The organism is Microbacterium sp. BK668 (genome assembly GCF_004362195.1).
Taxonomy (GTDB): Bacteria; Actinomycetota; Actinomycetes; order Actinomycetales; family Microbacteriaceae; genus Microbacterium.
Genome location: NZ_SNWG01000001.1, coordinates 2,847,635 through 2,873,513 on the forward strand (window position 1 = coordinate 2,847,635; position 25,879 = coordinate 2,873,513).

30 protein-coding genes are annotated in these 25,879 nt (G+C 71.5%); 12 read left to right on the forward strand and 18 right to left on the reverse strand.

What is annotated here, in order from left to right; genetic code table 11:
• The first annotated feature begins 82 nt into the window (after nt 1-82).
• Nucleotides 83-556: an Lrp/AsnC family transcriptional regulator gene (locus EV279_RS12795; protein WP_133544046.1), complete on the forward strand. Its 474-nt coding sequence runs from the start codon at nt 83-85 to the stop codon at nt 554-556.
• Here EV279_RS12795 and EV279_RS12800 read toward each other — a convergent pair.
• On the reverse strand, nt 528-1,511 hold the full coding sequence (locus EV279_RS12800) for a DMT family transporter (protein ID WP_133544048.1): 984 nt from the start codon (nt 1,509-1,511) through the stop codon (nt 528-530). The two genes, EV279_RS12795 and EV279_RS12800, sit on opposite strands and share 29 nt — an antisense overlap.
• A gap of 70 nt (nt 1,512-1,581) precedes the next feature.
• On the opposite strand from EV279_RS12800, the gene EV279_RS12805 reads away from it, so the two are divergent.
• Nucleotides 1,582-2,136 carry a CGNR zinc finger domain-containing protein gene (locus EV279_RS12805; protein ID WP_133544050.1) on the forward strand — a complete coding sequence of 185 codons (555 nt, stop codon included), beginning with the start codon at nt 1,582-1,584 and terminating at the stop codon, nt 2,134-2,136.
• Here the strand turns inward: EV279_RS12805 and EV279_RS12810 are convergent.
• Nucleotides 2,096-2,995, reverse strand: a complete 900-nt coding sequence (locus EV279_RS12810; protein ID WP_133544052.1) for an alpha/beta hydrolase — start codon at nt 2,993-2,995, stop codon at nt 2,096-2,098. The two genes, EV279_RS12805 and EV279_RS12810, sit on opposite strands and share 41 nt — an antisense overlap.
• A gap of 221 nt (nt 2,996-3,216) precedes the next feature.
• On the opposite strand from EV279_RS12810, the gene EV279_RS12815 reads away from it, so the two are divergent.
• Nucleotides 3,217-3,909 (forward strand): 3'-5' exonuclease, encoded by a 693-nt coding sequence (locus EV279_RS12815; RefSeq protein WP_243728623.1) that lies wholly within the window; start codon nt 3,217-3,219, stop codon nt 3,907-3,909.
• Nucleotides 3,910-3,975: 66 nt separating this feature from the next.
• Here EV279_RS12815 and EV279_RS12820 read toward each other — a convergent pair whose 3' ends face one another.
• The 3 genes from EV279_RS12820 to glgA all read right to left on the reverse strand — a co-directional run bounded on the left by EV279_RS12820 (nt 3,976) and on the right by glgA (nt 6,355).
• The gene (locus EV279_RS12820) at nt 3,976-4,227 is read right to left on the reverse strand and encodes a type B 50S ribosomal protein L31 (protein ID WP_133544056.1); all 252 of its coding nucleotides are present in this window, start codon (nt 4,225-4,227) and stop codon (nt 3,976-3,978) included.
• Between the two features lie 139 nt (nt 4,228-4,366).
• Nucleotides 4,367-5,152: an ABC transporter ATP-binding protein gene (locus EV279_RS12825; protein ID WP_133544058.1), complete on the reverse strand. Its 786-nt coding sequence runs from the start codon at nt 5,150-5,152 to the stop codon at nt 4,367-4,369.
• A 9-nt stretch (nt 5,153-5,161) separates the two neighbouring features.
• Nucleotides 5,162-6,355, reverse strand: coding sequence for a glycogen synthase (gene glgA, locus EV279_RS12830; protein ID WP_133544060.1), 1,194 nt, complete (start codon nt 6,353-6,355; stop codon nt 5,162-5,164).
• A gap of 77 nt (nt 6,356-6,432) precedes the next feature.
• Here glgA and EV279_RS12835 point away from each other — a divergent pair, with 77 nt between their 5' ends.
• The 3 genes from EV279_RS12835 to EV279_RS12845 are packed head-to-tail and all read left to right on the forward strand — an operon-like array spanning nt 6,433 to nt 9,088.
• Nucleotides 6,433-7,677 carry a glucose-1-phosphate adenylyltransferase gene (locus tag EV279_RS12835; RefSeq protein WP_133544062.1) on the forward strand — a complete coding sequence of 415 codons (1,245 nt, stop codon included), beginning with the start codon at nt 6,433-6,435 and terminating at the stop codon, nt 7,675-7,677.
• Nucleotides 7,678-7,688: 11 nt separating this feature from the next.
• Nucleotides 7,689-8,360 (forward strand): phosphoserine phosphatase SerB, encoded by a 672-nt coding sequence (gene serB, locus EV279_RS12840; RefSeq protein ID WP_133544064.1) that lies wholly within the window; start codon nt 7,689-7,691, stop codon nt 8,358-8,360.
• A gap of 32 nt (nt 8,361-8,392) precedes the next feature.
• Complete coding sequence (locus EV279_RS12845; RefSeq protein ID WP_133544066.1) at nt 8,393-9,088, forward strand: alpha/beta hydrolase; 696 nt, start codon at nt 8,393-8,395, stop codon at nt 9,086-9,088.
• Nucleotides 9,089-9,113: 25 nt separating this feature from the next.
• Here EV279_RS12845 and fabG read toward each other — a convergent pair whose 3' ends face one another.
• Nucleotides 9,114-9,824, reverse strand: a complete 711-nt coding sequence (fabG, locus tag EV279_RS12850; protein ID WP_133544068.1) for a 3-oxoacyl-ACP reductase FabG — start codon at nt 9,822-9,824, stop codon at nt 9,114-9,116.
• 108 nt (nt 9,825-9,932) lie between these two features.
• Here fabG and EV279_RS12855 point away from each other — a divergent pair, with 108 nt between their 5' ends.
• Genes EV279_RS12855 through EV279_RS12870 form a run of 4 tightly spaced genes read left to right on the forward strand, consistent with a single transcriptional unit; the run spans nt 9,933 to nt 12,131 of the window.
• Nucleotides 9,933-10,577 carry a DUF4190 domain-containing protein gene (locus EV279_RS12855; RefSeq protein WP_133544070.1) on the forward strand — a complete coding sequence of 215 codons (645 nt, stop codon included), beginning with the start codon at nt 9,933-9,935 and terminating at the stop codon, nt 10,575-10,577.
• A 56-nt stretch (nt 10,578-10,633) separates the two neighbouring features.
• Entirely contained in the window at nt 10,634-11,053 is a 420-nt protein-coding gene (locus EV279_RS12860; RefSeq protein WP_243728558.1) for a DUF3099 domain-containing protein, read from the forward strand.
• Nucleotides 11,050-11,268: a hypothetical protein gene (locus EV279_RS12865; protein WP_133544074.1), complete on the forward strand. Its 219-nt coding sequence runs from the start codon at nt 11,050-11,052 to the stop codon at nt 11,266-11,268. Before EV279_RS12860 ends, EV279_RS12865 begins: the two co-directional genes overlap by 4 nt.
• The gene (locus EV279_RS12870; protein WP_133544076.1) at nt 11,265-12,131 is read left to right on the forward strand and encodes an SURF1 family protein; all 867 of its coding nucleotides are present in this window, start codon (nt 11,265-11,267) and stop codon (nt 12,129-12,131) included. Before EV279_RS12865 ends, EV279_RS12870 begins: the two co-directional genes overlap by 4 nt.
• A 9-nt stretch (nt 12,132-12,140) precedes the next feature.
• Here the strand turns inward: EV279_RS12870 and EV279_RS12875 are convergent, their stop codons facing one another.
• Nucleotides 12,141-13,739, reverse strand: coding sequence for an ABC-F family ATP-binding cassette domain-containing protein (locus tag EV279_RS12875; RefSeq protein ID WP_133544078.1), 1,599 nt, complete (start codon nt 13,737-13,739; stop codon nt 12,141-12,143).
• Nucleotides 13,740-13,935: 196 nt separating this feature from the next.
• Between EV279_RS12875 and EV279_RS12880 the strand changes: the two genes are divergently transcribed.
• Together EV279_RS12880 and EV279_RS12885 are read left to right on the forward strand one after the other, a co-directional pair.
• Nucleotides 13,936-15,243 (forward strand): hypothetical protein, encoded by a 1,308-nt coding sequence (locus EV279_RS12880; RefSeq protein WP_133544080.1) that lies wholly within the window; start codon nt 13,936-13,938, stop codon nt 15,241-15,243.
• A gap of 4 nt (nt 15,244-15,247) precedes the next feature.
• Nucleotides 15,248-15,565, forward strand: coding sequence for a PAAR domain-containing protein (locus EV279_RS12885; protein ID WP_133544082.1), 318 nt, complete (start codon nt 15,248-15,250; stop codon nt 15,563-15,565).
• 33 nt (nt 15,566-15,598) lie between these two features.
• Here the strand turns inward: EV279_RS12885 and EV279_RS12890 are convergent, their stop codons facing one another.
• The 11 genes from EV279_RS12890 to EV279_RS12935 form a co-directional block, all read right to left on the reverse strand.
• A complete protein-coding gene (locus EV279_RS12890) occupies nt 15,599-16,291 on the reverse strand; it encodes a hypothetical protein (protein WP_133544084.1) in 693 nt (230 codons plus the stop codon).
• Nucleotides 16,288-16,851 (reverse strand): phage tail protein, encoded by a 564-nt coding sequence (locus EV279_RS12895; protein WP_133544086.1) that lies wholly within the window; start codon nt 16,849-16,851, stop codon nt 16,288-16,290. Before EV279_RS12895 ends, EV279_RS12890 begins: the two co-directional genes overlap by 4 nt.
• A gap of 1 nt (nt 16,852) precedes the next feature.
• Nucleotides 16,853-18,805: a putative baseplate assembly protein gene (locus tag EV279_RS12900; protein ID WP_208109530.1), complete on the reverse strand. Its 1,953-nt coding sequence runs from the start codon at nt 18,803-18,805 to the stop codon at nt 16,853-16,855.
• On the reverse strand, nt 18,805-19,212 hold the full coding sequence (locus tag EV279_RS12905) for a GPW/gp25 family protein (RefSeq protein ID WP_133544090.1): 408 nt from the start codon (nt 19,210-19,212) through the stop codon (nt 18,805-18,807). The genes EV279_RS12900 and EV279_RS12905 overlap by 1 nt, the downstream gene beginning before the upstream one ends.
• Before the next feature lie 13 nt (nt 19,213-19,225).
• Nucleotides 19,226-21,034: a VgrG-related protein gene (locus EV279_RS12910; RefSeq protein ID WP_133544092.1), complete on the reverse strand. Its 1,809-nt coding sequence runs from the start codon at nt 21,032-21,034 to the stop codon at nt 19,226-19,228.
• On the reverse strand, nt 21,021-21,782 hold the full coding sequence (locus tag EV279_RS12915) for a peptidase M23 (RefSeq protein ID WP_133544094.1): 762 nt from the start codon (nt 21,780-21,782) through the stop codon (nt 21,021-21,023). The genes EV279_RS12910 and EV279_RS12915 overlap by 14 nt, the downstream gene beginning before the upstream one ends.
• Before the next feature lie 3 nt (nt 21,783-21,785).
• Complete coding sequence (locus EV279_RS12920; RefSeq protein WP_133544096.1) at nt 21,786-22,223, reverse strand: phage tail protein; 438 nt, start codon at nt 22,221-22,223, stop codon at nt 21,786-21,788.
• Nucleotides 22,224-22,235: 12 nt separating this feature from the next.
• A complete protein-coding gene (locus EV279_RS12925; RefSeq protein WP_133544098.1) occupies nt 22,236-23,369 on the reverse strand; it encodes a hypothetical protein in 1,134 nt (377 codons plus the stop codon).
• Nucleotides 23,370-24,824: 1,455 nt separating this feature from the next.
• Nucleotides 24,825-24,980, reverse strand: a complete 156-nt coding sequence (locus tag EV279_RS16850) for a DUF6760 family protein (protein ID WP_166644513.1) — start codon at nt 24,978-24,980, stop codon at nt 24,825-24,827.
• The gene (locus tag EV279_RS12930; protein ID WP_133544100.1) at nt 24,977-25,402 is read right to left on the reverse strand and encodes a hypothetical protein; all 426 of its coding nucleotides are present in this window, start codon (nt 25,400-25,402) and stop codon (nt 24,977-24,979) included. The genes EV279_RS16850 and EV279_RS12930 overlap by 4 nt, the downstream gene beginning before the upstream one ends.
• A 4-nt stretch (nt 25,403-25,406) precedes the next feature.
• Nucleotides 25,407-25,853, reverse strand: a complete 447-nt coding sequence (locus tag EV279_RS12935; protein ID WP_133544102.1) for a phage tail protein — start codon at nt 25,851-25,853, stop codon at nt 25,407-25,409.
• Nucleotides 25,854-25,879 lie beyond the last annotated feature (26 nt).

Consider the following 25,879-nt stretch of genomic DNA (forward strand, 5'->3'; position numbering starts at 1 on the left):
TCGCACCTAGCTCAAGCATTCCAGAATCGCCTGAGCATGTTGACAAGCACCGCGGGGACCTACCGTGCTAATCTTTCGCACTATGAGCACCCTCGACCACGTCGATCTCGAGCTCCTCGCGGCCCTGTCGACGGATCCGCGCGCGACGGTCGTCGCGCTCGCCGAGAAGCTCGGGCTCTCGCGCAACACCGTCCAGGCCCGGATGGGTCGCCTCGAGCGCGCCGGCGTCTTCCTCTCCTACGAGCGGGCCATCTCCTCCGCCGCCCTCGGCTTCCCGATCGAGGCCTTCATCAGCGTCATCGTCCGCCAGGCGGACCTTCCGCGAATCGGGCAGGACCTCGTGGCGATCCCCGAGATCGTGCAGGTGCACGGTCTCAGCGGCCAGGTCGACCTCCTCGTGCGCGTCGCCTGCCGCGACACCCGGCATCTCTTCGACACCGATGCCAGGATCCTCGCCATCGAGGGCGTCGAGCGCACCGAGACGTCCCTCGTCATGGGCGAGGTGATCGGCTACCGCGTCGCACCGCTCATGGAGCTGGCACAGCGGGAGCAGTGAGCGCGTCGTCGCGATGGCCGGACTCGGCATCCATCCGCACGAGCACGACGCCGCCGAGGATCAGCGCTCCTCCGACGAACTGGACGGGAGCCGGCACCTCGCCGAGGAGGAGCCATGCGAATCCGAGGGCGAACAGCACCTCGGACAGGCCCACGAACGACGCGACGCGCGATCCGATGCGCGGCACGGCCATGACGCCGAACGCGTAGCCGAGCGTCGTCGCGACGCCCGCCACCCAGAAGAGGGGCACGTACCACGGCAGCGCGGCCCCCGCCAGCGCCACCTCGACCGCGGGCGCCTGGAACGGGAGGATGCCGCTCGCGCACAGCACCGCCATGAGCCCGGCACCCACGAGCAGACCTCCCGACGCCAGGGCGAGCGGCGGCAGATCGTCGCCCGCGCGCTCGGAGATGAGGAAGTATGCACCCACGCAGACGGCCGCCCCGAGCGCGAGGAGCGTGCCGAGCAGATCGAACTGCGCCCCCGAGATGTCGACGACCAGCACGAGGCCGGCGATCGCGACCACCGAGCCGACGATGACCAGCCGCGAAGGAGCGCGGCGGGTTCGCATCCATGCGAGGCCGACGAGGAGCACCGGCGCCAGGTACTGGATCAGCAGCGCGACCGCGACCGGCATCCGCTGCATCGCGGCGAAGAAGAGGATCTGGCAGCCGGCGACGGCCGTCAGCCCGAAGCCGACGACGATGCGCCAGTGCCGGCGGAGGAAGGCGCGCTCGCGACGGATGGCGAGCACCAGGGCGGGGGCCAGCAGCAGCCCCGAGACAGCCATGCGCACGAGGAGCGCGGCACCGAGCGACCACCCCGACTCCAGCAGCGGCTTGATCATGGGACCGCTCGAGGAGAACGCGAGCGCCGACGTGACGGCGAGGATCAGACCGACGGTGCGGATCCGGCGCGACGAGGAGAGTTCCGGCAGAGTGAGGGTGGCGGTCATCGCATCGGCCTGTCATGAGCGTAGGAGGTTACACTAGTGACAGTAGCGTCCCCGACAGTCAGGAGTCAATGTGGTTTTCACTCCTGACACCCGCCTGTCTCTCGCGGCGGTCGTGAACCTCGTCAACACCTCGCCGGGCTTCGATGATCCGGACCGCCTCGAGACGCTCGACGACCTCGACGCGTTCCTCGCCGGCAACCCCTACTCCGGGTCCATCACGCGATCCGACGACACGGTCGCGGCCCTGCGCACGGTCCGCGAACGCCTGCACGCGCTGTGGAACGTCGACCGCACCCGCGCGGTGCCCCTGGTCAACGAGATGCTCCGCGACAGCGGCGCCCTCCCCCAGCTCGTGATGCACGACGGCTACGACTGGCACATCCATGCGACCTCCGATGACGCGCCTCTGGCGACGCGGATCCTCGCGGAAGGCGCGATGGCGTTCGTCGACGTGATCCGCGCCGACGAGTACGACCGCATCCGGGTGTGCTCGGCGGACGACTGCGCCTCGGTCTACGTCGACTACTCCCGCAACGGCTCCAAGCGCTACTGCGACACCGGCAACTGCGGCAACCGGATGAACGTCAACGCGTACCGGGCGCGGAAGGCGCGAGAAACCGTCTGATCGCGTCGGCCGCGGGCTTCGGCGTCTCGTAGTGGATGAGGTGCCCGACGTCGGCGATCTCGACCAGCTCGGCCTCGGGGAAGAGGGTCGCGAGTGTGCGCTCGGCCTCGATCGGCGTGATGTCGTCCTTCTGAGCCGCGACGAGCAGCACAGGCTGAGTGATGCGCGGCGCGAACTCCCGGACGTCGTGCGACACGGACGCGACGAAGGCGTCGTGGAGCACGTCGCGATCGGCGAAGCGCGAGAAGTAGGTGTCGTGCTGGTCATGGATGAACCGGCGGAGGTCGGGATCGCGGGTCTTCGCCATCGAGATGCTCATGACGCGCACGATCGCACCGTTGCGCAGGAGCGCCTCGCCGAGCCGGTCGGGGAGCTCGGCCCCCGCCCGGTAGTAGAAGACCGCGAGCCGGGTCAGGATGCCTCGCGGGCCTTCGAGAGCAGGCGCGCCGATCGGGTTGACCAGGATCACCCGCGGGGTGGCGAGCCCTCCCGCCACCGCCGCTGCGACCACGATCGAGCCGAACGAGTGGCCGAGGATGACCGCGCCGGGCGCTACGTCCGCGACGAACGCGGTGAGCCACTCGGCGTACGCCTCGAGGTCGTGCGCGCGATCGGGCAGCGGCGGGGTCTCGCCGAAGCCGGGGAGATCGGGCGAGATGATCCGGTACTCCGGCAGATGAGCGACCACCGGCTCCAGACCGTGATGCTCACCCCGAAACCCGTGCACCGCGACGATCGTCGTCTCCGCGTCGGCCGGCCCGTACGTCCAGTACGCCGTCGTGCCGCCGAGCACCTCCGCCTCGCCGCGCGTCACGAGGATGCCGGCGAGCAGTGACGAGTACGGGCTGGCGACGGACACCCTTCGAGTGTACGGACGGACACGACGGATGCCGTCCGCACGGCGTGCCGGCGACACGCCGCGTGGCCGCGGCATCCGTCCGCCGTGTCGATGGTCCGTCGTGCGGAAGGCCCGCGTGACCCGCGATGTCGGGGGACGCCCATACCGTGAGCGGCATGAACCCCTCGCCCGGACGCTCCGAACCCGATCCGCCCCCCTCCGGAGGCGAGCCGACGCGCGCGATGCCCGCATGGACCCGGGTCGTCGGGGTGTTCGACCTCGAGACGACGGGCGTCGACGTCACGTGCGACCGCATCGTCACGGCGCATGTCGGAATCCTGGATGCCGCGGGCGCGGTGCTGACGGCACGGGACTGGCTCGCCGATCCCGGCGTGCCGATCCCCGAGGCCGCAGCGGCGATCCACGGCATCACGACCGAGCGGGCGCGCGCATACGGGCGTCCGGCCCGCGACGTCATCCAGGAGGTCGTGGAAACGCTCCGCGGGATCCTGGATGCCGGCATCCCGGTCGTGGCGTACAACGCGCCCTACGACTTCTCGCTGCTCAAGCACGAGGCGATCCGGCACGGCGTCGAGCCGATCCTGTCACCTGCTCCGGTCATCGATCCCCTCGTCGTAGACAAGGCGTACGACCGCTGGCGGCGCGGCAAGCGCACGCTCACCGTCGTCGCCCAGCACTATGCCGTCCGCCTCGAGGACGCGCATCAGGCCTCGTCCGACGCCGTCGCGGCCGGACGTGTCGCTCAGGCGCTGGCCGGCCGGTTCGCCCCGTGGCTTCCCGACACGGCGCAGGAGCTGCACACGTGGCAGATCGGCTGGGCACGCGCCCAGGCCGCGAGTCTCACCGACTACTTCGTCCAGATCGGCCGGCTCGACCCCTCCGACCGGCTCGACGGGTCATGGCCGATCCGCTGAGTCCGTTGCAGCGGGCCGCAGACGAGAAAGACCCCGACGACGTCGGGGTCTTTCCGGGCTCGAAGCTTACTTGGAGCCGAAGTTCTTGAAGCGCTGGTTGAACTTCTCGACGCGGCCGGCCGAGTCGAGGATGCGCTGCTTGCCCGTGTAGAACGGGTGCGACGCCGACGAGATCTCGACGTCGATGACGGGGTACTCGACACCGTCCAGCTCGATGGTCTTGTCGCTCGTGACGGTCGAGCGCGTGAGGAAGGTGTCGCCCGAACCGAGGTCGCGGAAGACGACCGCCTGGTACTCGGGGTGGATGTCAGTCTTCATGGGAAGTCCTTTGAGAGATGGTGCCCTGGATTTTGCCAGGACGGACGAAGTCTGCGGTGCGAACGCACCAAAGAGCGATTCTATCAGTCCCGTGGCCGAACCGAGGAATCGCGCGGCGGGCGGCGGCCGCCGGACGGGTTCAGGATGCCGCGCGCGCGGCGTGCCGGCCGTCCTCCGAGGTGAGTGCGATGGGAAGTCCGAAGGCCTCCGTCAGATTCTCGGCCGTCAGCGTCTCGTCGATGGGCCCCGCCGCCACGACCTTGCCCTCTCGCAGCAGGAGGACGTGCGTGAAGCCGACGGGGATCTCCTCCACGTGGTGGGTGACCATGATCATGGCCGGCGTCGTCGGGGCCTGAGCGTATCCGCCGAGCAGCGTCAGGAGCTCTTCGCGCGCCCCGAGGTCGAGGCTCGCGGTCGGCTCGTCGAGGAGCAGGAGCTCGGGATCCGTCATGACCGCGCGTGCGATCTGCACCCGCTTCTGCTCGCCGTCCGACAGGGTGCCGAACGTGCGGTCGGCGAGGTGGTCGAGCTTCCACTCCGCGAGCACGCGCAGCGCGCGGCGCTCGTCGATGTCCTCGTATGCCTCGTTCCACCGGCCGAGCACCGAGAAGGCGGCCGTCAGCACGACGTTGAGCACCGTCTCCTCGGGGGGCACGCGCTTGGCCATCGCCGAGGAGGCGAAGCCGATGCGGGGACGCAGCTCGAAGACGTCGGTGCGCCCGAGGCGCTCGCCGAGGATCGTCACCACTCCGGCGGTGGGGTGCATGAGCGTGTCGGCCAGCTGCAGGAGCGTGGTCTTGCCGGCTCCGTTGGGCCCGAGGATGACCCAGCGCTCGTCATCGTCGACCGACCAGTCCAGGTGATCGACGATGTCCCTGGCGTTCCTGCGGACGACGACGTCGGAGAACTTCAGGACCTGCGGCATGCCGCCAGCCTATCGGCCCGCGCCGCTCACCTCTTCGTACAGGGCCTGGGTCGTCTCGGCGATCCGGGCCCAGCTGAAGTCGTTCGCGGCACGCTCCCGGCCCGCGCGCCCGTACGCGGCAGCACGCTCGGGATCGGACACCACCTCGGTCAGGACGCGGGCCAGATCGTCGACGAATCTCTCGGGATCCGTCGGCGTTCCGGTGCCGTCCTGCACCTGCTCGATCGGTACGAGGCGTCCGGTGACCCCGTCGGCGACGACCTCGGGGATGCCTCCCGTCGCCGTCCCGACGACGGCGGCGCCGCACGCCATCGCCTCGAGGTTCACGATGCCGAGCGGCTCGTACACCGACGGGCACACGAACGTCGTCGCCGCACCGAGGAGCGTGCACAGCTCATGGCGCGACAGCAGCCGGTCGAGCCACACCACCCCCTCGCGGGTCTCCTGCAGGCCCTTCACCAGGCCCTCGACCTCGGTCATGATCTGCGGAGTGTCCGGGGCTCCCGCGCAGAGCACCAGCTGCACGTCCGGCGGCAGCTTCTCGGCGGCGCGGAGCAGATACGGCAGGCCCTTCTGACGTGTGATCCGGCCGACGAAGACGATCGACGGCTTGGACGCGTCGACGCCGAGCTGAGCGAGCAGGTCGGGGTCTTCGACGGGATGCCACGCCTCGACGTCGATCCCGTTGTAGATGACCCGCACCTTCTCCGGATCGAGCGACGGATAGCTGCGCAGGATGTCGGCGCGCATCCCCTCGCTCACCGCCACGATCGCGGCCGCGCCCTCGTAGGCGGTCTTCTCGATGTAGCTCGACACGGCGTACCCGCCGCCCAGCTGCTCGGCCTTCCACGGCCGCAGGGGCTCCAGGCTGTGCGCCGTGACGATGTGCGGGATGCCGTGGAGCAGCGATGCGAGGTGCCCCGCGAAGTTCGCGTACCAGGTGTGCGAATGCACGACGTCGGCTCCCGCGACATCCGTCACGATCTCCAGATCCGTCCCGAGGGTCTGAAGCGCCGCATTCGCGAGGGACAGCTCGGCGGGGACTCCGTACGACGTCGTGTCGGCTTCGTCGCGCTCTCCTCCGAACGCGCGCACCTGCACCTCGATCGACTCCCGGAGGGCCTTCACGAGCTCCGTCACATGGACGCCGGCGCCGCCGTAGATCTCGGGCGGGTACTCCTTCGTGACGATGTCGACGCGCATGCCACGAAACCTAGTACACGTGACGCGCCGCGGTACAGCGCTACCCGGGCCGCGCACAGGGCCCTAGGGTGGGTGCCATGCCAGCAGCCCCGAAGGTGTTCGGAATCATCCTCGCCGGTGGCGAGGGGAAGCGATTGATGCCCCTGACGGCTGACCGGGCGAAACCCGCTGTGCCGTTCGGCGGGCAGTACCGCCTCATCGACTTCGCGATCTCGAACCTCATCAACTCCGGCCTGCGCCAGATCGTCGTCCTGACGCAGTACAAGTCGCACAGCCTCGACCGCCACATCTCGCAGACGTGGCGCATGTCGGCGCTGCTCGACTCCTACGTCGCGTCGGTGCCCGCGCAGCAGCGTCTGGGCAAGCGGTGGTTCTCGGGCTCGGCCGACGCGATCCTGCAGAGTCTCAACCTCATCAACGACGAGAAGCCCGACATCGTCGTGGTGATCGGCGCGGACCACGTCTACCGCATGGACTTCCGCCAGATGCTCGCGGCGCACATCGAGTCCGGCGCGCAGGCGACGGTCGCCGGCATCCGTCAGCCGATCGGGCTCGCCAACCAGTTCGGCGTCATCGACGTCGCACAGGACGACGGCGTCCGCATCAACCAGTTCCTCGAGAAGCCGCAGAACCCCACCGGCCTGGTCGACTCGCCCCACGAGGTGCTCGCCTCGATGGGCAACTACATCTTCGATGCGGACGCGCTCATCGACGCCGTCGAGGCCGACGGCGAGCTGCCCACGTCCAACCACGACATGGGCGGCGACATCGTGCCCTACTTCGTCGGTCGCGGCGAGGCCGGCGTCTACGACATGAACCGCAACGACGTGCCGGGCTCGACCGACCGCGACCGGTACTACTGGCGCGACGTGGGAACCATCGAGTCGTTCTTCGACGCTCACCAGGACCTCATCTCGACCCTGCCGATCTTCAACCTGTACAACATGCAGTGGCCTATCCATTCGCAGACGGTCAACTCGCCGCCGGCGAAGTTCGTGCGCGACTCCGTCGGCCGTATGGGCAACGCGATCGATTCCGTCGTGTCGCTCGGATCCGTGCTGTCGGGAACCCACCTCGAGCGCAGCGTCGTCGGACCGTGGACGCTGTCGGGAGGCGGCGCGACGATCACCGACTCGGTGCTCTTCGACCACGTCCAGGTCGGTGCCGGTGCCCGCGTGCACCGGGCGATCCTGGACAAGAACGTCATCCTCGCCGACGGCGCCACCGTCGGCGTCGATCGGGAGCGCGACCTGTCGCGCGGGTTCACCGTCACCGACAGCGGCATCACGGTGGTCGGCAAGGGCGTCTTCATCGACCGCTGACCGGACGGAGGATGCCGCGGCCCGCCGCTACGGTGGAAGGCGTGCCCGCGACATCCGCCCGCTTCCTCGTCGTGCTCGACGCCGACTCGACCCTCATCCGCAACGAGGTCATCGAGCTGATCGCCGACGAGGCGGGTCGCGGCGCGGAGGTCGCGGCGGCCACCGAGGCGGCGATGCGCGGGGAGGTGGACTTCGCCGCCAGCCTGCGCTCGCGTGTCGAGGCGCTGCGCGGAGTGCCGGTGTCGGCCTTCGCGCACGTGCTGTCGCGCATCGAGCCCACCCCGGGAGTCCGCGAGCTCATCGAGGCGGTCCACCGGCGCGGCGGCCGGGTCGGCGTCGTCTCGGGGGGCTTCCACGAGATCCTCGACACGGTCGCGCCCGAGCTGGGCGCCGATGTATGGCGGGCCAACCGGCTCGCCGTCGTCGACGACCGCCTCTCGGGGCAGGTGGACGGAGAGATCGTGGACGCCGAGGGCAAGGCCGTCGCGCTGAGCGGCTGGGCGCACGAGAGCGGCGTCGCCCTCTCGCGCACGATCGCGATCGGCGACGGGGCCAACGACCTGCGGATGATGGCCGTCGCCGGCCTCGGCATCGCCTTCAACGCCAAGCCGGCGGTGCGCGGGCGGGCGGACGTGGTCGTGGAACCGGTCGACCTGCGCGAGGTGATCCCCCTCCTCCCCTGACGCATGTCGCAGGGCCGTTGTACGTTCGCGAAATGGACATCATTCTGGTTCCCGGACTCTGGCTCGACGCATCCTCGTGGGACGGCGTCGCCCCCGCCCTCGAAGCCGCGGGCCACCGCGTGCATCCGCTCACGATGCCGGGCGTCGGCGGCCCCGCAGCGGAGACGGCGGAGATCGGGATCGGCGACTGGGTCGACGCGGTGGCGGAGCGCATCGACCGCATCGGCGGGCCGGTCGTCCTCGTCGGGCACTCCGGCGGCGGCAACGTCGTGTGGGGCGCGGCCGGCGCCCGCCCCGACCGCGTGGCCCGCGTCATCCTCCTCGACACGATCGTGCCGAATGACGGCGGATCGATCTGGGAGTTCCCGATCGTCGACGGCGTCGTGCCCTTCCCGGGCTGGGACTCCTTCGAGGAGGAGGAGGTCGGCGATCTCGACGATCAGACGAGGGCGGATGCCTCGGCCCGTGTGAAGTCGGTGCCGGCGCGCATCCCGACCGACCCCGTCAGCCTCGGCGACGAGAGACGCCGCAGCGTTCCCGTGACGATGCTGACCGGCACGATGCCCGCATCGCAGGTGCGCGGGGTCCTCGCCGACCCGCCGGCCTGGGCAACCGAGCTCGCCGCTATCGAGGATCTCGAGGTGGTCGATCTGCACTCCGGGCACTGGCCGCAGTTCTCGAAGCCGGACGAGGTCGCGGCCGCGATCCTCACGGCGGTCGGCCGCTGAGCGGGGAGGCGGTGGTCGCGGCGGATCAGTGCCCCATGCCGAGGCCGCCGTCGACCGGGATCACGGCGCCCGAGATGTAGGCCGCATCGTCCGACGCGAGCCAGGCGACGACCCCGGCGACCTCGGCGGGCGTCGCGAAGCGGCCCACCGGGATGTTGCTCTTGTACTCGGCCTGCGTCTCGTCGGGCAGCGCCGCCGTCATGTCGGTCTCGATGAAGCCCGGCGCGACGACGTTCGCGGTGATGCCACGGCCGCCGAGCTCCCTCGTGAGCGAGCGCGCGAAGCCGACCAGCCCCGCCTTCGACGACGCGTAGTTGATCTGACCGGGCGAGCCGTAGAGCCCCACGACGCTGGAGATGAGGATGACGCGGCCCCACTTCGCGCGGAGCATCCCCTTCGACGCGCGCTTGACGACGCGGAACGCCCCGCCGAGGTTGGTGCCCACGACGGAGTCGAAGTCGTCCTCGGTCATGCGCAGGAGCAGAGTGTCCTTCGTGACGCCGGCGTTGGCCACGACGATGCCGACCGGGCCGAGGGTGGCCTCCACCTCGGTGAATGCCGCATCGACGGCCGCGGCATCCGTCACGTCCGCGCGCACGGTGAGCGTGCCCTCGGGACCCTCGCCCGACCGCGCGGTCACGGCGACCTTGTACCCCTCCGCGACGAAGCGCTCGGCGATGGCGCGGCCGATGCCGCGGTTGCCGCCGGTGACGAGGACGACGCGATCAGTGGACATGCTTCCTCCGGAAGGTGACGGCGGTGGTCCGGACCAGCCTAGCGGCGGGTTTGACAGGCCTCCGCTGCGCTGGGACGCTGGGAGCGCAGGCGAGGAAGGGGACCGATCATGAGCGATGCACGCAGCGACGGGGCACGCGACGACGGGGCTTCGTCGCGTGCGGACGACCAGCCGACCACTCCTCTGGACCCCGCTCCCCCCGCTCCCCCCGCATACGGCCAGCAGCCGCAGCCTCGGTACGGGGAGCCCGGCTACGGACAGCAGCAGCCACCGGCCTACGGACAGCAGCAGCCACCGGCCTACGGCGCGCAGCCCCCAGCCTACGGACAGCAGCCAGCGGCCTACGGACAGCAGCAGCCTCCCGCGTACGGACAGTACGGCGCCCCATCCGGCTACGGGCAGCAGCCTCCCTACGGCCAGAGCTCGGCTGCATACGCGCCGCCGCAGTACACGCCGGCGCCCGCATACGGCTCCTACTCCGCCGCCAAGACCAACGGCCTTGCGATCGTCTCGCTGATCTCGTCGCTCGTCGGGATCTTCATCATCCCGTTCATCGGCTCGATCGTGGGCGTCATCACCGGCCACATGGCGCTCGGGCAGATCAAGCGCACGGGCGAGAACGGCCGGGGCATGGCCCTCGCTGGAACGATCGTCGGCTATGTCGGCATCGCCTTCGCGATCCTCGGGATCATCCTGTTCTTCGTGTGGGTCAGCTGGTTCACCGCGAACGCCGGCAACTTCCAGACGTCGTAGATCCGATGGCCGGAGCAGGAGCCCGTGCCCTGCACGCGGCGTACCCTGGAACCATCGTGAAGAACTCCGGCGGACCCCAGTCCGCGACGTCGCTTCCGCGGGCGCCGCGTGATGCGGTGGGCGCGCGTTCGACACGGTATCTGATCACGATGGGGATCCGCGTGGCGTGCTTCATCCTCATGGTGGTGGTCACCCCGTACAGCTGGTACACGTGGATCTTCGCCGCGGGCGCCGTCTTCCTCCCGTACATCGCGGTGGTGGGCGCCAACGTCGGGGAGGACACCAGGAGCCCGGCGATCGAAGCGCCGGAGCGTGCGCTGCCTTCGGCTCCCACGGCCGCCGCGCCGCCGGCGGAGGGGCCCCGGATCATCCGGCTCGAGGAGCAGCGCCCGCTCGCCCCTACCGAGCGCGACGCCGGGGCGCGGCATCCGTCCGCTCCGGCGGATCCGGACGCGGAGCGAGGCAGCTCGGCATGAGCAGGCACGCAGAGCCCGCGGTGTGCTCGCGGGCGGGATGCCGCGCGGCCGCGACCTGGCGGATCGACTGGCGGAACCCCAGGATCCACTCCCCCGACCGGCGCAAGACGTGGGTCGCGTGCGACGAGCATCGCGACTACCTGCGGGACTTCCTCGCGACGCGGGACTTCCCCGTCACGGTGGAGCCCCTGCAGCCGGCGGGAGAACCGGCGTGAGCGCTCGCGCGTCGAGGAAGGATGCCCCTGCCGCCGTCCGCTGGACGGTGTACGTGGCGGTGGCCGTCGTGTTCGCGATCGCGTGCGCCTTCCTGTCCAACTGGCAGTTCGCGCGCAACGCGCAGCGCTCGGAGCAGCTCGCGCTCGTCGCCGCCAACTACGACGCCGACCCGGTCCCCCTGGCCGACGTCATCCCGGCAGGTGGTGCTCTGCAGCCGGGCGACGAGTGGACGCCCGTGACGCTCACGGGCACCTATCTCACCGACGAGGAGCTGCTCGTGCGCAACCGCGCCCACGGCGGATCGGCCGCGTACGAGGTGCTGGTGCCCTTCCGTACGGACGACGGGCGCGTCGTGCTCGTCGACCGCGGATGGGTGCCGCCGGGCGAGCAGCAGAACGAACCCGACGTCGTTCCGGCGGCGCCGCAGGGCGAGACGACCGTCGTCGTCCGGCTGCGGCCCGGCGAGCCCCTTCCGGCCTCGGGGCGCACCGCCCCCGCGGGCCAGCTGCCGACGATCCACCTCCCCACCGTCGCCGGGCTCCTCGGAGCCGCGACGGCAGACGCGCTCGAGCAGAGCGCCTACGGCGTGATGGCGTCCGAAGACCCGGCGCCGGCCACGCGCCCGCAGGCGATCGACGCGCCGTCGGACGATCCCGGCCCGCACCTCTCCTACGCCGTGCAGTGGATCCTCTTCGCCATCATGGGATTCATCTTCATCGGCTACGTCATCCGGACCGAGCGCGCGCACCGGCGCGAGGAAGCCGAAGCGGCACGGACAGGTCGTGCCCCGGCGCGCGCCAAGAGACGGCGGGATGCCGATGCCGACGCCGAGGACGCGCTTATCGACACGGCGGGCCGCTGAGCGCGCGGCTCAGGCCAGCGCCACGAGATCCGCGTAGTCCCGGCCCCAGATGTCCTCGACGCCGTCCGGCAGGATGAGGACGCGCTCGGGGTTGAGCGCCTGGACGGCGCCCTCGTCGTGCGAGACGAGGATGACGGCTCCCTCGTAGTGCGCGAGGGCGCCGAGGATCTCCTCGCGCGAAGCGGGATCGAGGTTGTTCGTCGGCTCGTCGAGCAGGAGGACGTTCGCCGACGAGACGACGAGCGTCGCGAGCGACAGTCGCGTCTTCTCGCCCCCCGACAGCACACCGGCGGGCTTGAGGACGTCGTCCCCCGTGAACAGGAACGACCCGAGCACCTTGCGGGCGTCGGTCGCGGTGATGTCCGGCGCCGCGGACATCATGTTGTCGAGCACCGATCGGCTGACGTCGAGATTCTCGTGCTCCTGCGCGTAGTACCCGATCTTGAGCCCGTGGCCGGGCTCGATGCGTCCGGTGTCGGGATCGTCGACGCCTGCGAGGATGCGCAGGAGCGTCGTCTTGCCGGCGCCGTTGAGCCCGAGCACGACGACCTTCGACCCGCGGTCGACGGCGAGGTCGACATCCGTGAAGATCTCCAGCGAACCGTAGGACTTCGAGAGGTTCGACGCCATGAGCGGGGTCTTGCCGCACGGCGCCGGCTTGGGGAAGCGCAGCTTCGCGACGCGGTCCTCCTGACGCACCTCGTCGAGGCCGGCGAGCATCTTCTCGGCGCGCGCGACCATCTGGTGCGCGGCCGCGGCTTTCGACGCCTTCGCGCCGAAGCGCGCCGCCTGCTGCTGCAGGACGGTGGCCTTCTTCTCGACGTTGGCCCGCTCCTTCTTGCGGCGCTCCTCGTCGGCGACCCGCTGGCGCAGGTAGTTCTTCCAGTTCATGTTGTAGACGTCGATGACCTGACGGTTGGCGTCGAGATAGAAGACACGATTGACGGTCTCGCCCACGAGCTCGACATCGTGCGAGATGACGATGAGCCCGCCCTTGTACCCCTTGAGGAACTCCCGCAGCCACACGATGCTGTCGGCGTCGAGGTGGTTGGTCGGCTCGTCGAGGATCATCGTCTGGGCGTCCGAGAAGAGGATCCGCGCCAGCTCGATCCGGCGGCGCTGACCCCCCGACAGCGTCTTGAGCGGCTGCTCGAGGATGCGGTCCGGCAGGGAGAGGTTGTGCGCGATGGATGCCGCTTCCGCCTCTGCCGCGTAGCCGCCGAGCGCCTCGAACCGCTCCGTGAGGCTCGCGTACCGGCGCATCGCGCGGGCCGCGGCATCCGCGTCGTCCGACCCCATCGCGAGCGACGCGTCGTGCATGCCGATGGCGAGGGTGCCCAGTCCGCGGGCGTCGAGGATGCGCGTGCGGGCCAGCATCTCGGGGTCGCCCGAGCGCGGGTCCTGCGGGAGGTAGCCGAGATCGCCCGAGCGGTCGACGCGCCCCCCGGACGGCAGGACGTCGCCCGCGAGCACCTTGGTGAGGGTCGTCTTGCCCGCGCCGTTGCGGCCCACGAGCCCGATCTTGTCACCGTCGGACACGCGGAACGACACGTCCGACATGAGGACGCGAGCGCCTACGCGGATCTCGAGGTCGTGCACGGCGAGCACAGCGGACGTCCGTTTCGTGGAGGGGCGGGAAGCGCGGCCGACTGGCCGACCACCCAGTCTATCGCGCCTTGCGCACCGCCCCGGCGCGACGGGGGCCATCGGGGCAATGCTCCCCGACGAACGGGCAACAAGTGTGCACGCTCCGGTGACCCGGCACACCCTCCCGTTCTGCGCGAGCGTCCCTAGCGTCGCTGGTATGGCCGTCGCCGTCTCCATCGAGCCCGCTGCTCTCGCAGCGGTCCCGGGCGAGCCCGTCGAAGCGGTGGTGACGGTCCGCAACGACAGCCAGATCGTCGAGCAGTACGCCCTGCAGGCGATGGGTCCGGGCGGCGAGTTCACCACGCTCGTTCCCGACCACGTCAGCGTCTATCCCGAACGCACGGAGACGGTCACCGTCCGAGTGACGGTGCCGCGCTCGCCCGCCGTGCCGGCCGGCCGCCTCGACGTCGCCATCCGCGTCGTCCCGACATCGGCCGCGCCGACCGAGGACGAGCCGCTCGTCGACCGCACGACGGTCGCCGAGGTCGTCGAGCTGGCCGTGACCGTCGAGCCGTTCACGGCCGTTGCGGCCGAGCTCGTGCCACGGGTGTCGCGGTCGAGGGGCCGCAAGCGCGTGCGCCTGGCCGTGGACAACAACGGGAACGACGCGATCGCCGTGTCGCTGCTCAGCGCCGGGACCGAGCGGCTCTCCGTCGTGCCGCGCGATCCGGACCTGCTCATCGACGCCGGTCACGCCCAGTTCGTGCGCGTGACGCTCGTCCCGCGCCGGCGCATCTGGCGCGGTCAGGCGGCGAGCCATCCCTACTCGATCACCGTCACGCCCAGCTCCGGCGAGCCGGTCGTCGCCGACGGCACGCATATGCAGGAGCCGGTGTTCCCGCCGTGGTTCTGGAAGGCGCTCCTCGCGCTCGCCGCGCTGATCGCCCTTCTGATCCTCCTGTGGAACCTGCTCCTCAAGCCCACCGTCGAGCAGACGGCACGCGACGCGGTCGCCGAACCGCTCGCGAGCGCGCAGCAGCAGGCGGCGGAGGCAGAGGAAGCCGCAGCCGGCGCGCAGCAGACGGCACAGGAGGCGAAGGATGCGGCGCAGAGCGGCTCGGGCGAACCGCCACCGCCACCGCCGCCCGCGTCCACCACCGTCGACAGCGCGATCGCCGTGACCCTCACCGATCAGCCCGGCGGCGCTGTCGCGACGCGCGACATCGGCCCGGCCGTCCCGGACGGTGCAGTGTTCCAGATCACCGACCTGGTCTTCAACAACCCGCAGGGCGACGTTGCGACGGTCCAGCTCGCCTACGACGACACGGTGCTGCTGAACCTCAGCGCGGAGAACTACCGAGACCTCGACCTCCACTTCGTGACCCCCATCCAGATCCCGGCCGGTCAGACCCTGGAGGTGCGGATGAACTGCGTGCAGGTCGGCAAGCCGGTCGGCCGGACGCCCGACCGATGCCTCGCGACGGTGCTCGTCACCGGGGCCACGGTCACGCAGCCTGCAGGGTGACGCCGTGCCCACCGGACCCGCTCTCCGCGCCGGCGACTCCGCGCTCTGCCCCCTGTTCGACGGACCGAAGCCGCACGGCGGCGGCGTCATCACTCCGGCGGCCGCGGTGCCGACGGTGCTCATCGGCGGGATGCCGGCGGCGGTGGCGAATGCGATGCCGGGAGGCATCGTCTGCGTCTCGCCGGCGCCCAACGGCATCGCCCAGGGAAGCATGACCGTGCTCATCGGCGGGTTCCCCGCGGCGCGGGTCGGCGACCAGTCGATGCACGGAGCGCCGATCGTCCCGGGCCCCGGGTGCCCCACCGTCATCATCGGCGGTTGACGCAGCGCCGCTCGCGCGGCCGGTGCGCCCGATTCAGGGCGACTGCGACGAGAACACGAAGCCGACGATCGACGTGATGAATCCGATCACCACGTCCCGGTTGAGCCAGGCGACGACGAGCAGGCCGATCAGCACCGCGAGGACCAGCACAGCCGTGAACGGGAACCGCGTGCTTCGTCCTTTCGGCCGCGACCCGGCAGCCGGCTGCGCGGACGCCGGGGCGGCGACCGGCGCCGTGAGCTGCGCTGCGCATCGGCGGCAGAACCGCCGCTCGGGACGGTTCCCCGCTCCGCACGTCGGGCAGATGACATCGCCGGGGGCGGGCGGCGCCTCGACCGGGACGGCCGGCACGGCGGCGCGCGGACGCGGCGGAGCCGCAGCCGTCGGCTTCCGCAGAGCCGGGACGTCGGCGGGCGGGGCCGCCGGGGGCGTGCCCGGCGAAGGAGGGGCCGTGCGGGCTGTCGCGTCGGCGCCGCCGCCGGGCGGCATCGGAGCGGCCTTCGACGCGGCCGGGGAAGCGGGCATCGGGGCTGCGGCATCCCGTGTCGGCTCCCCTGCGTCCGTGTCCGGCCCCGGCTGGGCGGGCCGCGCCGCCGCGTCGTCCGGCGGCTCGGCCGCCGCAGGCTCCCACGCGAGATACGCGCCGCAGTTGCCGCAGAACTGCTCCCCCTGGAGATTCCGCCCGCCGCACTCGAGGCAGACGACGTACGGGGTCGTGTCGGTCATGTTCCCTCCTCGGCAGGGGGCGGTTCGAGCATCCAGGGCACGTGCGCGGGGACGACCGACCGCAGCACGCGCTCGATCCGCCGTCTCACTTCGGGGTCGTCCACTCCCGTCGCGACGACAGTGACGAGCACGTCGTCGCTTCCCGGCACCTCTCCGCCCGGCTGCCCGGACCAGGCGACGCCGCCGTTGTCGCTGACCGTGACCTCGGCGTCCGGTCCCGCGGCCAGACGGACGGCCTCACGGATGCCGCCGAGCGTGCCGGCCCCGCGGTGAAGGGCGACGGCGCGCGCGACGATGTCCCGCCGCTGGTCGAGCGTCCATCCGCCGTCGGGTGCGACATCCACCCATCCGCCGAGCCAGTCCAGGAAGTCGGCCGGTGCGAGACGCGGATCGACGTAGGCGGCGAGATTGTCCAGGGTTGAGATCGTGGGCGCGATCGACGCGTCGAACGCCTGGAGGAAACGTGGCAGGAAGTCGCCGTCCGCGGCGTCCTGAAAGACGCCGGGCAGACGTTCGAGGAACGGAGACGGGCTGGCCAGCCCGGGGACGAGGCCGCGCATGTCAGACCCCCGTGACGACCCGGACACTGTGCCGGTAGGAGTAGACGAGCGCGTTGGAATCGAGGTCGATGCGCAGGACCGGCTCGCCCGCCCGCTTGCCCGTGACCGGGTCGGCCTCCCACAGCTTGAGCTCGTCGACGAGCTCGACGCCGGGGACCGACTGCAGCACCGCGTACACCTCGCCGGCGAGGACGGGGCGCCCGAAGGGCCACCCGGTGCCGTCGATGCCGCCGACCACGGGATCGAAGTGCCGGTACAGGGCCGCCAGCGACCTCTTCTCGAGGATCTCCGGCACCGTCCCGGGCCGCGCGACGATGCGCGCGACGATCGTCACGCCGCGGTAGAACGGCGGCTCGACGATGACCCGCGCCCCGACCGTCCGTCGTTCGCCGATCTCCTCCGCGACACCCGCGAGGAGATCCGCGTGGGGCTCGAGGTCAGCGAAGTCGACGTGACCGTCCGCTCCGGGGGCCGCGTTGGGAACGACGAGGAGCCGCACGGCGCCGTCCGCGGCCGTTGCGGGCACGCACCGCACGCGCGCGATCCCGGGACGGGCCGCTTTCGCGAGCTGCTCGTAGTCCTGCGCGGTCACCGCCCGATCGCGGGTGCGCACCGCGAGCGGGCCGCGCCGCTTGGCCTCCTCCAGCGTCTCGCCGTCGATGCCGCCGAGCGCCGCCGAGAGGTTCTCGACCGATCGGACGTACGGGACGGTGGTCCGAAGGACCGTGATCGAGCCCGCACCCACGTTGCCTCGGCGGCCACCACCCACGCGGTATCGCGGGATGCGCAGCGGAGCGCCCGCCGGCGGCACGGCGCCATACGGGGTGAGCCCGCCGTCGCGCTCACGGACGGCGGGCGGGAAGGCCAGCTCGCCCAGAGCACGATCGACGGTGAAGATCCGGTCGTCGCCCGTGTGTCCGGCGAAGGAGTCGGCCTCGTGCCACTGCTCCCAGCCCGAGCCGCCGGCGACCTCGACCACGAGCGGCTCGCCGTCGGCGACGACGGGAGCCTGCGACAGGGCGAACACCTGCCCCGGCACGCCTTCGCTGAGGCCCAGGACCTCCCCGAGGACGGCTTCCGCGTGGGTCGCGTCCACCGCTCCGCCGACGATGGATGCCGCGGCCCGGTGCACCAGGGGCGAGGAGGTGTAGGCGGGCTGACGCTCGTGGACGGGCTCGGTGACGATGCACCGGATCCAGCCGGCGCGCACTCCCCCCACGACCGAGACGACGTGCTCGGCGGGCAGCAGCACCTCGACGTCGCCGTCCTGGTTGAACCCGCCCGTGCCGTCGGAGACGACGCGGCAGTTCCGCCAGGCGCGGCCGGTCCACGCCTGCCACTGCCACGGCGGGTCGGTCGGGTCGACGCCGACACCCCGCACGCTGCACTGGAGGCTGACGGCGACGAGGCACCGCGGTGCGGCGTCGTCCAGCCCGAAAAGCACGGCATCGCCGGGAGCGGGGTCCGACTGGAACGCTTCGAACGTCCCCTCGCCGGGAAGCGCGTCGTCGGCGTGGACCACCCTCACCTCGACGGGCTCGCCGCGGCCGATGTGCGTCAGTCTGCGGGGCGGCATCGAGAGCTCGTCGTCCGTCGCGAAGACGATCGGCTCCTCGCCCTCGGAGCGCCGGGTCGCCACCTCCGCGGCCGCCGGCACCACCACCGGGTCGGGCCGCGCCGCGGAGAGCCGGAAGAGCACCTCGGCGCGGGCAGGCGCCGGCGGGTGGAGGGTCACGCCGAGGAGGTCGAGGAACGCGATGTACAGCCGGTCGGGCACGCGGTTCAGCCGGTAGTGCAGCTCGTCGACCATGAAGGCGAAGGCCTCGATGAGCGTGACGCCCGGGTCCGAGACGTTGTGGTCGCTCCACTCCCGGCATCGGGCGGCGACGAGCCGCTTGGCGTCGTCGACGAGCTGCTGGAACCTCCGGTCATCGAGATCGGGCGCGGGGAGCATCACTCGCCTCCTTCCTGTCGCGGGATGACGTAGAACGGGAAGACGAGGTTGCGCGGATCGTTGTCGCCGCGGATCCGGTACCGGATGTCGATGAGGAGGCGTCCCTCCTCGGCACCGTCGAAGTCGACCAGCACGTCGTCGAGATCGATGCGGGGCTCCCAGAAGCGCAGCGACGTCCTCACCGCCTCGCCGATCGCCCCCGCCGTCGAGGCGTCCGCCGGGGCGAAGACGTAGTCGTGGACGGCGCAGCCGAACTCCGGGCGCATCGGCCGCTCCCCCGGCGCGGTGGCGAGGATGAGTCGGATGCTGTCCTCGATCTCGCGGTCGTCGCGAGTGAGCAGGATCCGGCCGCTGCGGTCGGTCTCGACGGGGAACGCCCATCCCCTGCCCACGAACTCCTTCGACATGTCGGTCCGCTCCTCAGTTGATCTTCACGATCGCGCCCTTGACGGTCACGGCGGCCCCCGCCGAGAGCTCCGCCTGCGCGTCCGCCTTGACCGCCACCTGCGGAGCGGAGACCTCCACCTTGGCGGCGCCCTTGAGCTTCACCTGGGGCGCCTCGAGTTCGAGCGAGTCCTTCGCGGAGAGGGCGATGGTGGATGCCGAGACGACGACCTTGCCGGAGTTCGTCGTGATCGAGACATCCGTCTTCGCCGTCACCGACACCGGTCCCTCCGACAGGATCTCCAGTCCCTTCTCACCGTCCTGGCGCAGGGTCACGCGCTGCGCGCCCTTGTTGGTGGTGAGCTGCACCGTCTCCGACGATCCGTCCTCGACGAACTCGACGCGCATGCCCGTGCGCGACACGAGCGCGCGCCGGAGCACGCCCTTCGAGTCGACGTACTCCTTCCAGCCGCCGTCGGGCAGGTCCTTGCCGTTGAAGAGGCCGCCGAGCACGAAGGGACGGTCGAAGAAGCCGTGCTCGAAGGAGACGAGCACCTCGTCCCCCACCTCCGGGAGCACGACGTTCCCGCGCTCGGGGCCTGCGCCGACGTGCACGGTGCGGGCCCAGCCGCTCACGTAGTCGTCGGAGGCGAACGGGAACTTGAGCTTCACGCGGCCCTGGTCCTCGGGGTCGAGGTTGTCGGTGACGACGGCGGAGGTGACGCCGGAGATCCGCGGCTCGTGCAGCGCGACGCCCGCTCCGGCGACGCCGAAGAGCGAGCGATCCGAGACGTTCGCCACGACGGCGGTGGTGGAGTATCCGGCGCTCGCCGAGAAGTCGTGCACGGTCTCGCTCACGGTGTAGCGCCCGTCGAACGGCTTGCCGAATCCGCTCAGGTTGACGGCGACCCCGCACCGGATGTCGGGATTTCCCGTGACCTGTGCCTCGACTTCGGCGAATCCGCCGGCGAGGCGGTCGGCGAGCGAGGCCGCCAGCTTGTCCTGGGACGCGGCGCGCCCCTCGCCCCACACGTCCGCGAACTCACGGCTCCCCACCTTCTTCGCGATGCCGGCCGGGGTGAGGTCGGGCAGTTCGGCGCTGCGGGTCTTGGCGTCGGCCTTGGAGACGACGACGTCCTTCGTCGCGGCATCCCACCCCCGCACCGAGACGTTCGCGACCTGCTCGGCGGCCGTGACGACCGCCTTCACATACTGGGCGTTCGCGCCGTGCTCGATGACGACGGGGTTCTCGCGGGCGTTGGTGCCCGTCGGGGCATCGCGAGCCGGGGTCGGCGGCCCGAAGTCGAGGCGCTTCCCGGTGACGGTGAAGGTCGCTCCGGCCAGGCGCGCGAGCCGCGCGAGGAAGGTCCAGTCGCTCACGTTGTCCTGCGCGACATGAGGCAGGACGCCGGCCGGCGCCTCGACTCGACCGACGGTCAGCCCCGCGCCCTGGGCGACCTTCCGGACGATGTCCGGGATCGAGCACTCGACGAAGGCCGCGACGCGCGTGCCGCGCATGAGCCGCGCCGCACCGTCGAGCCCGCGCACGCGCGTGTGCAGTGCGCCTCCGAAGTCCTCCCGCTCGAGCGCGGTCACCTCCCCTTCGAACAGGACCGGCGAGCCGCCGGGACCGTTCTGGGAGACCTTCAGCGAGATGGCGGCCGCGATCGGGAAGAGGGCCGCCACCTTGGCGTGCTCATCGGTGAACTCCAGCTCGAAGGCGTCGGGCAGCCCCACCCCGTCCGTCACGCGCCCGCGCACGAGGAGCGCCGCGATGTCGGCGGGAAGCTCGTTGCCGTCGACCTGGACGACGAGCAGGCTCGTGTAGGTGTCAAGCGCGGGCATGAGCCACCTCCCGCCGGGCGATCCCGCGCGCCCGTGCGTCGTCCAGTTCCTCGGCGGTGGGAAGGAAGATCGTCCGCCCCGGCCGTACCCGCATGGGGTCGTCGATGCCGTTGACGTCGGCGAGCGGGCGCCACAGCGCCGCGTTCCCGTACTCCCGGTACGCGATGACGGCGAGGCTGTCCCCCTCGCGCATCGTGTGGACGGCTCGGGGCTGGAGTCCGCCCGAGGTCGGATTCTGCTTGCCCTTCTCGGAGGGAAGCTCCTCGAGCGACACGGTGCACACCGCACGCAGCGGGCGGCCGTCCGAGCCGAAGAGCGTGTACTTCGCCGCGACCGACTTGACGTAGCCGAGGAAGCTGCTGAGCGGGCCCCACGCGAACTTGACCCACGGCGGCGAGGGGCGCTTCTGTCCGATCGAGGCGGGCGTCGGCACGACCGTCTCGAACAGCGCCTCGACGTCCTTCACGACACTCGACCCGGGCGAGCGCGTCGCGTCGAAGAACATCTCGAGGGTGAGTTTCTGCGGCTCGGGCGTCGTGAAGTTCGCCGGCGGCGCCGACCCCGCCTTCTTCTGGTTCTGCGACTCCCACTTCGCCGACTTGGTGACGGTCAGCTCCTTCGGGTTGAAGTGGAACGGGATGCTGCCGCGCGGCCCGCCGGGCTTGCCCGGCGACGGACCGGGCTCGAAGAGATCGAGCCTCGCGTGGACGAGCTTGGCGGAATTGCTGGAGGTCTGTGTGAGCTCCATGCGTCACCTCTTCACCTGGAAGCCGTGGTGGGCGAGCTCGAGGGTCTCGACCGCGACCTTGGAGGAGTCCGTGTTGAGCGACGGTCCCGTCCACCGCACCGGCACGACGTCGGTCAGCTCCCAATGCAGGACGGCCTTGCCCGCGCTGTTCTTCGCGGTGATGACGCCGTTGACCCGTTTGGCGGAGTCGATGAAGCCGGTGATCCACTGCACCGTCTTCTCGGCGTCGGCGCTGAGCGGGCGCGTGAGCTTGACGTTCGGATACTTCAGCCGGGTGGGGAACTGCCACGGGTAGGCGTTGTTGCCGCCCTCCTCGCGCGTCTCCAGCACCACCTCGATGCCCAGCCCCTCGCACGTCGCGAACGCGCCGAGGATCGCCTCGTCGAGCTTCACCTCGTACGAGACGGTGAGAGCCCAGTCCTTGGATTCGGTGAGTGGCATGGTTCGCTCCCGTCAGATCCGGTCGATCCGCACGCCGCGCCGCTCACGGTCGAGCAGCATCTCCGCCTTGAGCCGGCGCACCAGCGGCGCATAGAGGCGGTCGAGGAGGTGCTCGAGCTGCTGCGGCTGGTCGGCGATTCCGGGAGCGGCGGTCGCGCCGCCGGAGGAGGCCGACCCGCTCGCGGCAACTCCGGCGGCAGGCGGCGGCGCGGCCCCGGCCGGTTCGGCTTCAAGAGCGCGCTGGACGGCGGCACTCCCCGCGTCCTCCTCCGCGACCCGCGCGGAGGTGGTCGCGAGCACCTGGGCGATGCGGGCGCGGTCGGCCGACGCCGGCTGGAACGACGGGGAGGATGCCTCGGCCCGCTGCACGGCGGGCAGCGCGGCGGTCAGCGCGGCGGGCAGCGCAGCCGGCGGAGTCGACAGCGCGCGTGCACCCCACGCCGCCGGCGAGCGACCGGATGCCGCGGCGGTCGGTGGCGAAGAATTTCCGACGGTCGCGGTGCCGGCCCGCTCGGCGGGCACGAGCTGGACGGTTTCGTCGCCGCCGCGCGGCGAGGAACCGCCGAGGGTGTGCGCCATGACGTCTGCCGACGCAGCCGAGGAGTTCGCGCCGGGGGTCCCGGGCGGCGGCTCGGGCGGGAGAACGACGGCCCGCACGGGCGATGCGGACGGAGCGGTCGGGGCGCCCGCGCCCGACATGCGGGACGATCCCCTGTGCGCCCCGGGATCGATCGCCGGTTCGACGCGGCGCTGCAGCAGCAGCGGGCGGACGGGGAGGTGCAGCGGCGGAGCGGAGCGCTCCCCGGCGGCGGGCACCGGCGTCTCGGCCGCCGGCGGCGCCGGGGCGGAGGGTTTCCTGGACACGAGCACGTGGCCCTCGGTCGACCCGCTCGCGGTCGTCGACCCGATCCCGGACGCGTCTCTGGTCGTCGACCCGATCCCGGCCGACCCCGGCGCCATGCCGGCCGCCGGAAGGGACGGATCGGACGGCGGCGCGGCGCCCGTCGGACCGGAAGCGGCCGTCGTTCGCGCCACGAGAGGCGGCGGCACGTCGACCGCTCGCGCGACGACGGGCTGCGGCCCGTCGGGGAGGACGTCGGCGTGGGAAGAGGCTGCTGGTGGCGCGTCGCCGAGGAGCGGCGTCACGATGTCGCCGGGGACGCCGCCATCCTGCGCGGCGGCGGGCCGGGCGGCTGTCTCCGCAGGCCCGGGCGGGCGGGGGAAGGCGGGCTCGGACGCCGGAGCGATGGCCGGCCCGGATGCCGCCGGTGGATGAGGTGACGGGTCGACCGCGGGCGAGCGCTGAAGCGGAACGCGGCCGCCCGCCGCAGACTCGGGCTTCCGGAGAGGAGCGCCCAGGCCGAGCACGGGCCGTGGCGGTGGCGGCAGCGGCAGCGGTGGCGGTGGCGCCTCGCGGACGGAGGACGTGCGCTGGATGTGGGGAGAGGACGGAGGCTCGAAAGGGGAAGAGGGCGCGTTCCCCGCGGCGAGCGCTGCCGCGCGGGGCTCGACGCTCGGATCCGGCGTGCGCTGCTCCGCTGAGCCGATCGGCTCCGGCGTGCGCGGCTCCGCTGAGTCGATCGGCTCCGAAGAGGGTGCGCTCCCGCTCGGCTCCGAGGCGTCGACATCCGATCTCGAGGACGGCTCGACGGCCGGGGAGCCGGCCGCGCGCTGCAGAGGCCGCGGGTCACGCGGCGACGGCGATGGCCCGGCGGGAAAGGGCGACGACGACGACGTGGGGCCCGAAGCGGAGGGAGCGCCCGGTGGTGGCGACGGCGTCGCCGTGGAGGGCGACGGGGCCTCCGACAGCGTCGGCTGCACCGGGAGTCCGGGCGGCCCGTCCGGCGACGAGCGGGACGGATCCGGCGGGGAGGGGCGGAGCGCACCCGGTGACGGGCGGAGCGGATCCGGCGGCGGAGGAAGGGGGGGCGGGGATGTCGCGGCTCCCTCGGCCGCGGGAGTGGAGCGACCCGGTGAAGCGGCCGACGGAGGAAGACGCTGGATGGGCGCCGAGGTCGATGCAGCCCCGCGGGGCGGCACAGGGGTTGCGGCCGAACGCTCGACCGGCGCCGCCGGCGCCGTGGCGGGGGTCGGCTCCGGCGCGCCGAGCGTGGGAGCAACGGCGGCCGGGGCATCCCCCGTCGCAGCGGGAAGCTCGGGCCCCGGGGCAGCTGAGGGCGGGTCGGCGGCAGCTGCGTCGACCGCGGGCTCGCGCTGAACTGTCGGAGCGTGCGCGGCTGCGGCACTCGAGGGCCGGCCGGAAGGAGCGGCGCCGTGCGGAGGCGGGCTGAGGACGAGCTCGCCGGGCTCGGGTCGGCCGAGCCCCTCCGGCGGAGAAGAGCCTTGATCGCCGATCGTCGCACGCGGGGCCTCCGGGCTCACGAGGTGTTCGAGCGAGGTCAGGTGCGTCGGCACGGCGCGCGTGGGGATGCGCTGCAGGAAGTCCGCCTGCAGCTGGAGGGGGGCGGGCGCCGGCGGTCCGACGAGGGGCGGGAGGAACGCCCAGCCCGCGGGGGATGGCCGCGGCGCGGCATCCTTGGATCCCTGCTCTCCGGTCGGCGGAGTGCTCCGCTGCCACGGCCAGCGCATCGTCGCCCCTCCTCAGCCTTCTCGAAGTCGTTCGTTGATGCGGGCGATCTCCCCGACGTAGCGCAGTCGGTCGGGGTGCTCGAGCTCGAGGATGTCGTCGAGCGGCCAGTGGAAGTGGAAGGCGATGTACGAGATCTCCTCGACGATGCGGTCGGCCCCGTACGTCACGATTCCCCCAGGCGGCTCCCGGCGAGATCTGCGGTGAAGCGGTGCGAGCACGCGGGACACGTGACGGCGATGCGCGTATGGCCCTCCGCGTTGATGCGCCGGTAGAAGTCCTGCAGGAACGCGACATCGGTGGCGAACATGTTCTCGACCACCCCCGCATCGACGTTCGTCAGACTTCCGAGTCGCGTGATGACGCGCGCGAGCAGGACCACCGTCGTGTACGCGGCGTTCTCCTGCACCCGCACGTCGTAGAGCGGCAGCAGCTCGTCGCGGGCGGTCGCCAGCCGCATCACGCCGTCGCGGTGCACCGTGCCGTCGGGGGCGAGGTAACCGCGCGGCAGCTCGAAGGGGAACTCCGTCCGCATCCGCTCCTCGTCGCGCACGTCGCCCGAGGACGGACGGGTTGCGATCACCCGCTCCATGTCGTCACGAGACGCTGGACTCGTCGAAGCAGATGATCGCCTTCTCGGTCGCCTGCTCCGTCGATCCCGCCTTCAGGGAGTTGACCTCGACCGAGCGCACCCAGCAGTTCGTGAAGTTGAACGTCTTGATGGTCTCGCCCTTGTGATCGAGGATGTTCACCGCCGCCGTCTTGCGGGCGCCGGTGAGGTCGCCGTCCATGACGGTCTTCAGCCAGTCCACGACGGTCCGCGAGTCGGTGAGGCCGCGCGTGATGGTGATCTCGCCCGTCTTGCCACGACCGGGGATCTGCCGCGCCACGTACTTGCCGTCGGCGGCGACCTGCTGCTTCGCCTCGATCTTGTCGACCTCCATCTTCACGCCGCTCACCTCCATCACGAGCGGCATCTGCACGCCGTCGATCGTGACGCTGAAGTTGTAGGCGGGGGCGTTGTCGAATTGGTCCAGAGCCATGGTTTCCTCCTTGTCGAGTCCTCGTC